This is a genomic window from Inquilinus sp. (assembly GCF_057815775.1).
Window position 1 is genome coordinate 1 of sequence record NZ_JBYRFX010000728.1, and the last position, 7,041, is coordinate 7,041.

Consider the following 7,041-nt stretch of genomic DNA (forward strand, 5'->3'; position numbering starts at 1 on the left):
CCGGCACCGTGACGGCGCTGGAGCGCCGTGCCATCGCCGCCTTCGTCGCCGCGCTGCACCGCGAGCCGGCGCCGGCCGGATTCTACGCCGACGCCCTGGTCGGGCAGGACGGCTCCATCGCCGCCGCCGTGGCGGCGGAAGCGGAGCGCGGGGCGACGACGGGGCCCTACGGCCATTACCCCGCCGGCCCGCTGAGCGTCGAGGATGTCGCCGGTCCGGTCCACCAGGTCGCGGACGAGTCCCGGCGCGTCCTCGGCCCCCGTCTCGCCGCCGCGCTGGAGCACACGCATCTGCTGGTGTTCCGGCCGCGCGACGCCAGCGCCGCCGCGCTGCAGGCGCTGCTCGACGCCGGCTGGTCGACCACCGACATCGTCACCCTGTCGCAGCTGGTCGCCTTCCTGTCCTTCCAGATCCGCGTCGTCGCCGGGCTGCGCGCCCTGGCCGCCGCCTGAGGCCCCTGACATGACCGAGACCGTCCTCACCCATCCCGATGGCCATCCGCCCGTCGCCTTTACCCAGGCCGAGCTGGAATGGCTGCCCTGGCTCGAGCCGTTTCCGGCCGACCAGCTGACCGAGCGGCACTGGGCCGGGCTGGTCGATGCCTCCCGCGCCAAATCCGACTATTTCCGGCTGCTGGTGCGCGACCCGGACGTGCTGCAGGCGCGGACCAAGACCGACAAGGACATCTTCTACAATCCCGAAGGCGGCCTGCCGCGGGCGGAACGCGAGCTGGCCGCCGCCGCCGCCTCGCGTTTCAACGGCTGTATCTACTGCGCCTCGGTCCATTCCCGCTTCGCCACCACACATTCCAAGCGCGGCGAGGATGTGCAGCGCCTGCTGGACGAGGGCGTCGGTGCCGATCTCAGCGAACGCTGGAACGCGGTCGTGGCCGCCTCGGTCGCCCTGACCGCGACGCCGCCGTCCTTCGGGCGCGAGCATGTCGAACGGCTGCGGGCGGCCGGGCTGGACGATGCGGCGATCGCCGATGTCGTACAGGGGGCCGCCTTCTTCAACTGGGCCAACCGGCTGATGCTGTCGCTGGGCGAGCCGGACACCCGTGCCGCGTGAGGCCGAAGGAGATCTGATATGGGATTGTCACTCGACCATGTGGTGATCGCCGTCCGGGACCTGGACCGGACGATCGCCGATTACACGGCGCTCGGCTTCACCGTGACGGTGGGCGGGGAACACACCGGCGGCGCCAGCCACAACGCGCTGATCGTCTTCGCCGATGGTGCCTATATCGAACTGATCGCCTTCAAGCGGCCGAACCCGGAATTCCGCTGGTGGCGGGTGCTGGACGAGGCCGGCGACGGCTTCGTCGACTATGCCCTGCTGCCCGGGGACATCGCCGCCGATGTCGCGGCGGCGAAGGCGCGCGGCCTCGACCTCGAAGGGCCGAATGATGGCGGCCGGCTGCGGCCGGACGGGGTGCGGCTGGACTGGCAGACGGCGCGGGCCTCGACCTCGGACCTGCCGTTCCTGTGCGGCGACGTCACGCCGCGCAATCTCCGCGTGCCGGAGGGCGAGGTTCGCCACCATGCCAATGGCGTCATCGGCGTCGCCGGGATCGAGATCGCGGTGGAGAACCCGGAGGTCAGCGCCTGGCGCTACGGCGCATTGCTCGACGTCCCCGCCGGTTCAATCGCGCTGGCGAGTGGCCAGCCCGTCAGCCTGGTCGGTCCCGACCATGCCGCGGGATCGCTAGCGGCGCGTGGCGAGGGGCCGCTGTCATTGTCGCTGCGCGTCGCAGCCGGCAGTGCGACGGGCGAATTCGACGCGCAACGCACGCATGGCGCCCGGATCACGCGGGTGACCACCGGTTCGTGATCCTTGGTCTGCTGTTCGGATCGATGGGTGACTGCAGCCCGTGTTGCGCGCTGCAGTCACGCCTTGCTGCCGCAACTGGCGGCTATGGCTTTTCCACGGCTGGCTGAACCAGAAGCCCGTTCAGCGCCAATCGGATGAGCGCGCCCGATGTCGGCGTCCTGACAAAGGTCATCGCCGGCGCGTAGGCCAGCTCGAAGACCAGGGCCCCGAGAAGCTCCGGGTCTCCTCCCGCAACCGACGCCGGAAACAGGGTCAGCAGCCGGCTGCCGAGTTGCCGCCAGTGCGACCGGAACAGGTCTTCCTGCACTTTGGAAAAGGCGTCGTTCTGCCGGGCGTGGCGGGCATGCTCGAGGATGAGCAGCGTCCAATTTCCGCTTTGTGAGATGTCATCGGCCCAGGTCCCGATCATTTCGATCGCGCCGGCCGCATCAGCCGCTTTGTCGATCGAAGACAGCAGGCGCTCGAGACTTGTCCGGCCGTGCTCTTCCAGCACCTCCAGGAAGATCTCTTCCTTGCCCGAGAAGTTCGAATAGACGGCACCCTTGCTGTATCCGGCCTCATCGGCGATCCGGTCGACGGATGTCGAGCCATAGCCGTCGCGGGCGAAGAGCGTTCGCGCCGCATCGAGCAGCCTGACGCGAGTCTGGGCCCGGCTTTCTTCTCGGCTCAGCCTCGCCATGCAGGCCTCCATCTTCCGATCACGAACGCACTCAGAACGACGCTTGAACCCGAGCCTTTCGATACCATATGGTATTTCAATACCGATAGGTATCTTAACTTGGGCTTCGGGACGAGATGGTTCCGAGCCCGCCCGCGCAGAGACAATTCAAGGAACGACATGGCGGTTCCGACACTCGATCAAGCCCCGACGCTGACAGCGGCCGGCGCCCGGCTGCTGATCGACAGCGCCGTCGCCGATGCCCGCGATCGCAACCTCGCGATCACGGTCGCCGTCGCCGATCCGGGCGGCACCTTGCTCGGGCTGCTGCGAATGGATGGCGCGGTGCCGATCTCGGTCGAGGTCGCGATCGGCAAGGCGCGGACCGCGGCCATGATCGGGGCGCCGTCGCGGATCTTCGAGGACATGATCAACAGCGGCCAGCCGGCGATGCTGTCGGCGCCGGGGCTCGTGCCGCTCCGCGGCGGCGTTCCCATCCTGCTGGACGGGCGGGTTTGCGGGGCCGTGGGCATCAGCGGCGCCGCCGGCGATGCCGACGAAGCGGTGGCGATCGGCGCCGCAGCGGCCTTCGTGCCGGCTCAACGTTAGTCCGAGGCAAACATGAATTTGAACGATCGCACCATCGTGGTTGTCGGCGGCAGTTCGGGCATAGGCCTGGGTGTCGCCACATTGGCTGTGCGGGCCGGCGCGCGGCTTGTCATCACCGGCCGGGCCAAGGCCAAGCTGGAGGATGCCGTCATTCGTCTGCGCGATGCCGGCGCCGATGTCGCCGGTCATGTCCTGGACGCGGCGGACCAGGATGGCCTGGCGGCCTTCTTCCGGGACATCCAGCCCTTCGACCACCTTGTCTCGATGGCGGGCGGCTTCATGGGCGGCGGCTTTCTCGAAGCGCCGGTCGAGGTCATCCGCAAGGCGATCGAGGAGAAGCTGTTCGCCAACCTCGCCATCGCAAGACTTGCGGTGCCGCGCCTGCGCGACGGTGGCAGCCTGGTCTTCACGGCAGGCTCCGGCGGCCGGGCGCACAACGCTTCGGGTGCGATTGTCGGAAACGATGGCATCCGGACCCTGGTCCAGGGTCTTGCGGTCGAAGTGGCGCCCCGCGCCCGTGCCAATGCGGTTGCCCCCACCTGGACGCGGACGCCGCTGTGTCGGGATATGCCGCAGGACCAGGTCGAGGCGACCGACCAGCGGTTTGCCGGCCTGATACCGCTGGGGCGCACCGCAACGATCGATGAAGTGGCCTCGGCCTACATCTTCCTGATGGAAAATTCGTTCGTCACCGGCCAGACCATCGCCGTCGATGGCGGCCTCACGCTCGTATCCTAGGGGCGGCCATCGCCAGGCGCCGCAGGGCGGCGTTCAGCGCCAGCGCGAAGACGATGAGATAGGCGGCGACGGCCAGCACGGTCGGCATGTCGCCCAGTTCCATGGCATGCCGGGCCAGGAAGCCCAGGCCGCGCTGCGAGGCGAACAGCTCGCCGATCAGCACGCCCAACAGCGCCAGCGACACCGCGATCTGCACCCCGGACATCACCTCCGGCACGATCGCCGGCAGGATGACGGTGCGGACCGCCTGCGACGGCGTCAGCCGCATCACCCGGGCGGTGCGCAGATAGACCGGCCGGGTCTGCAGGATCGCGTTCATGGTGAACAGGGCCAGCGGGATCATGCCGTGCATCACCCCGAACGCCACCTTGGCGGACATCCCCAGGCCGAAGACCAGCAGCACGACGGGGTACAGCGTCACCTTCGGCAGGGCGTAGAGGTTGAGCAGGATCGGCTCGAACACGTCGCCGGCCAGGCGGCGGCTGCCCAGCAGCAGGCCCAGGGCCAGGCCGCCGACGATCGACAGGATCACCGCCAGCAGGAAGGCCTGGCCGGTTTCGGCGCAATGGCCCCAGAAGGCTGATGTGGCGGCCAGATCGCGCATCCGGACCAGGGTCTCGCCCGGCCCGGGCACGGCGGCGCCGACCGCCAGGTGCAGGACCTGCCACAGGGCCAGGAACACGGCGAGGATGAGGGTGGAGCTGACGGCCTGTCGCATCGTGTCACCGCCCCCGCCGGGCGTTCAGCCGCCGGTCGATCATCTGCAGCCCCGTGTTGATCGCGACCACGGCCAGGATCACCAGCAGCATCAGCCCGTACATGGTCTGGTTGTCGAAGTTGTTGTAGGCGTAGGCGATGGAGTAGCCGATGCCGGAGCCGGACAGGATGAACTCCGACGCGATCACGCCGATCACGGCATAGGCCACCGACAGCTTCATGCCTGTGAACAGGTAGGGCAGGGCGGCCGGCAGGCTGATCCGCAGGGCGGTGGAGACCGGGCCCATGCGCAGCACCCGGGCGGTGCGGCGCATCGCCGAAGGGATGCGGTCCAGCCCGTTCAGCGTCGCGGTGATCATGGCGACGATGGCCAGCATGACCGCGACCGCCGTGATGGCCCCGCTGCCGACCCCGAACAGGATGATGAAGACCGGGTACAGGATGAAGGTCGGCACCGCGTAATAGCTGGCCAGCATCGGCTCCAGCCCCAGGCGCAGATCCGGCCAGGCATGGATCCCCACCCCCAGCGCGAAGCCGAGCACGATCGAGATCGCCGCGGCCAGGGCGATGTCGCGGAAGGTGGTGACGATATCGGCGTCGAAGGTGCCGGCGCGGAGGATGCGCCACAGCGCCTGCGCCATTTCCGACGGTGGGATGATGGCAGTGTGCCGGATCGCGCCGCCGCGGCACGCCAGTTCGAGCGCGGCGATGGCGACGGCGATCACGGCAAGGCGGATCCAGGCTTCACGCGGCATGGCCGGGGCCTCCGGGTTCGGGTCAGTGCAGGCCCATGTGCTTCAGCGATTCGACCCGCAGCTTTTCCCAAAGCCGCGCGTTGATGACGCCGAATTCCGGGGTGGCGATGACCCGGCTGTCGCGGTCGCGCGGCCAGCCGGTCTCGACGAAGTCGATGAACACGCCCGGCCGGGCCGACATCACCCCGACGCGGTCGGCCAGCATCGCCGCCTCGTCCAGCGACTGGGTGATCAGCAGCACCGTGGCGTGGGTCTCCCGCCACAGCCGCAGCAGCTCGTCGCCCATCAGCAGGCGGGTCTGCTGGTCCAGCGCGCCGAACGGCTCGTCCAGCAGGATCAGCCGGGGCTGCAGCACCAGGGTGCGGGCGATGCAGACGCGCTGGCGCATGCCGCCGGACAGCTGCGGCGGCAGGGCGCCGGCGAATTCGCGCAGGCCCATGAAGCCGATGGCGTAGTCGACCCGGCGGGCGATCTCCGCCGCATCGACCCCGGCCCGGCGCAGCCCGAAGGCGACGTTGTCGCGCACGGTCAGCCAGGGAAAGGACGCGTCCTCCTGGAACACCACGCCGATGCCGTCGGGCACGCCCGTCACTGGCCGGCCCTCGAAGCTGGCCTGGCCCGTGGTGGGCGGCGCCAGCCCGGCCACGACGTCGAGCAGCGTGGACTTGCCGCAGCCCGACGGGCCGACCACCGAGAAGAACTCGCCGCGGCGCAGCTCCAGGTCCAGCGGCCCCAGCGCGTGGATCTGCGTCTCGCGCTTGCGGCCGCCGAACACCCGGGTGATGCCCTTCAGGACGACGTGCAACTCCTCGGTCTGGCTCATGGGCTCCCCGGCCGGTGGGCGGCGCTGCGGCTTCGGCAAGGGCGTGACGCTCATTGTTTCGCCTGCAGTTCGGGCGGCAGGTAGGCAGTGTCGATCAGCTTGGACCAGTCGACGTCGTCCTGCACCTCGCCGATCAGCGTCAGGCCCTTCACGGTCTCGTCCAGCTCGGCCCGGTTGATCTCGCCCTCGCTCCAGTAGTGCGGCCCGATCATGTTGGCGACCGCCTCCTGCGCCACCTTGGGGTCGAGCGTGAAGGTGCGGCCGACGATCTCCGCCGCTCCAGTCGGATCGGCGTAGATCGCCCGGACGCCGGCGCGGCGGCCGGCGATGATGGCCTTGATCACGCCGGGATTGGCCTCGGCGAATTCACGGGTGGTGATGCCGACGGCGGTGGACATCGCCGGCAGGATGTCCTTGGCCCGGACCACGGTGCGGAACTCGGCCTTGCGGATGATCGACAGCGGCTCGATCATCCCGGCCGCGGCGACCTCGCCCTGCTGCAGCTGGGTCAGGCTGTTGCTGTAGCCGCCGGAGGCGACGCGGGTGACCGAGGCCGGGTCGACGCCCTCCTTCTGCAGCTCCATCAGCAGCAGCATCTCCGACACGCCCTTGGGCGAGGTGATGGCGACCTTCTTGCCGGCGAGGTCCTTCAGCGACTTGATGTCGGACTCCGGCATCGTCACCAGGGTGGATTCCGCGGCGCTGCGGATGGCGGCGTTGACGATGACGACATCCAGCCCCTGGCGCTGGGCCGCCAGCGCGGCGCTCAGCGCCACCTCGCCATAGGGCAGGGGGCTGGCCAGGATGTTGCGCACGGTGGTGCCGCCGCCGCCGGAGCCGATGATGCCGGTGATGTCGACGCCGGCCTCCTTGAAGAAGCCCTTCTCCATGGCGACCGCATAGGGCGCGCC

General features: G+C 69.4%; 10 protein-coding genes. 5 read left to right on the forward strand and 5 right to left on the reverse strand.

What is annotated here, in order from left to right; all coding sequences use genetic code 11:
• The 3 genes from AC3XYG_RS25460 to AC3XYG_RS25470 all read left to right on the forward strand — a co-directional run.
• Window positions 1–452: CMD domain protein (locus AC3XYG_RS25460; RefSeq protein ID WP_489142669.1), on the forward strand; the 452-nt coding region annotated here is incomplete at its 5' end.
• Window positions 453–462: 10 nt separating this feature from the next.
• On the forward strand, window positions 463–1,068 hold the full coding sequence (locus tag AC3XYG_RS25465; protein WP_489142670.1) for an alkylhydroperoxidase domain protein: 606 nt from the start codon (window positions 463–465) through the stop codon (window positions 1,066–1,068).
• An 18-nt stretch (window positions 1,069–1,086) separates the two neighbouring features.
• Window positions 1,087–1,830, forward strand: a complete 744-nt coding sequence (locus AC3XYG_RS25470) for a VOC family protein (protein WP_489142671.1) — start codon at window positions 1,087–1,089, stop codon at window positions 1,828–1,830.
• An 82-nt stretch (window positions 1,831–1,912) separates the two neighbouring features.
• On the opposite strand, the gene AC3XYG_RS25475 is transcribed toward AC3XYG_RS25470, so the two are convergent.
• Window positions 1,913–2,509, reverse strand: coding sequence for a TetR/AcrR family transcriptional regulator (locus AC3XYG_RS25475; protein ID WP_489142672.1), 597 nt, complete (start codon window positions 2,507–2,509; stop codon window positions 1,913–1,915).
• 159 nt (window positions 2,510–2,668) lie between these two features.
• On the opposite strand from AC3XYG_RS25475, the gene AC3XYG_RS25480 reads away from it, so the two are divergent.
• Entirely contained in the window at window positions 2,669–3,097 is a 429-nt protein-coding gene (locus tag AC3XYG_RS25480) for a GlcG/HbpS family heme-binding protein (protein WP_489142673.1), read from the forward strand.
• 12 nt (window positions 3,098–3,109) lie between these two features.
• Window positions 3,110–3,835, forward strand: a complete 726-nt coding sequence (locus tag AC3XYG_RS25485; protein WP_489142674.1) for an SDR family NAD(P)-dependent oxidoreductase — start codon at window positions 3,110–3,112, stop codon at window positions 3,833–3,835.
• Here AC3XYG_RS25485 and AC3XYG_RS25490 read toward each other — a convergent pair.
• The 4 genes from AC3XYG_RS25490 to AC3XYG_RS25505 form a co-directional block, all read right to left on the reverse strand.
• Window positions 3,819–4,553 (reverse strand): ABC transporter permease, encoded by a 735-nt coding sequence (locus AC3XYG_RS25490; protein WP_489142675.1) that lies wholly within the window; start codon window positions 4,551–4,553, stop codon window positions 3,819–3,821. The genes AC3XYG_RS25485 and AC3XYG_RS25490 overlap by 17 nt on opposite strands.
• A gap of 4 nt (window positions 4,554–4,557) precedes the next feature.
• Window positions 4,558–5,307: an ABC transporter permease gene (locus tag AC3XYG_RS25495; RefSeq protein ID WP_489142676.1), complete on the reverse strand. Its 750-nt coding sequence runs from the start codon at window positions 5,305–5,307 to the stop codon at window positions 4,558–4,560.
• A gap of 22 nt (window positions 5,308–5,329) precedes the next feature.
• The gene (locus AC3XYG_RS25500) at window positions 5,330–6,130 is read right to left on the reverse strand and encodes an ABC transporter ATP-binding protein (RefSeq protein ID WP_489142677.1); all 801 of its coding nucleotides are present in this window, start codon (window positions 6,128–6,130) and stop codon (window positions 5,330–5,332) included.
• Window positions 6,131–6,180: 50 nt separating this feature from the next.
• Window positions 6,181–7,041 (reverse strand): ABC transporter substrate-binding protein (locus tag AC3XYG_RS25505; RefSeq protein WP_489142678.1); only part of this gene is annotated, 861 nt, incomplete at its 5' end.